This window comes from Xylophilus sp. ASV27, from assembly GCF_016428875.1.
In the GTDB taxonomy this organism is placed as follows: Bacteria; Pseudomonadota; Gammaproteobacteria; order Burkholderiales; family Burkholderiaceae_C; genus Xylophilus.
In genome coordinates this window covers 1-713 of sequence record NZ_JAELTO010000261.1, presented here as the reverse complement: position 1 = coordinate 713, position 713 = coordinate 1, and the positions used below count along the sequence as shown (strand labels likewise).

The following is a 713-nucleotide window of genomic DNA, read 5'->3' as shown; positions in this document are numbered from 1 at the left end:
GACTTCAACGGCCGCGCCAGCCACGGCCTGGGGCCGCTGAGCTACGAAGCCCAGCGCGGCATGTACCTGCACCCCACCTACGTGATCACCCCGGCTCGAGAGCCCCTGGGCGTGCTCGACGCATGGATGTGGGCGCGCGAGCCCAAGGCCGCCGATGGCCAGCGCGGCGGCGTCAAGGAAAGCCTGCGCTGGATCGACGGCTACGAGCGCGTGGCCGAGCGGGCGCAGGAAATGCCCGAAGTGCGCCATGTCTACGTGGCCGACCGGGAGGCGGACATCCTGGCTCTGCTGGTCAAGGCCAGGGATTGGGAGCATGCGGCCGACTACCTTGTGCGCTGCCAGCACGACCGGGCCCTGCCCGAGGGCGGCAAGCTCTGGGCTCGCCTGGCTCAGGCGCCGGTGCTCGGCCAAGTGAGCTTCGAGTTGCCCGCAGGACGCGGGCGCCAGGCTCGCCGGGTGACCCAGCGCATCCGGCTCGAACGCATCGAACTGGACGATGGTGCCAGGGGGCACCTGCCGGTGACCTGCGTGCTGGCCGAGGAGATCGATGCGCCCGCGGGTGCCAAGCCGGTGCTCTGGCGGCTGTTGAGCAACCGCAGGGTGGATACGCTGGAGCAGGCGGTGCAACTGATCGACTGGTACCGGGCGCGCTGGGAGATCGAGTTGTTCTTCCTGATCCTCAAGCAGGGCTGCCGAATCGAGGCCTTGCAACT

Annotated in this window: 1 protein-coding gene; it reads left to right on the top strand. The window is 69.3% G+C overall.

Annotated elements, in window-relative coordinates; all coding sequences use genetic code 11:
* A partial coding sequence (locus JHD63_RS22785) for an IS4 family transposase (RefSeq protein ID WP_198973084.1) occupies positions 1–713 on the top strand: 713 nt, incomplete at both ends.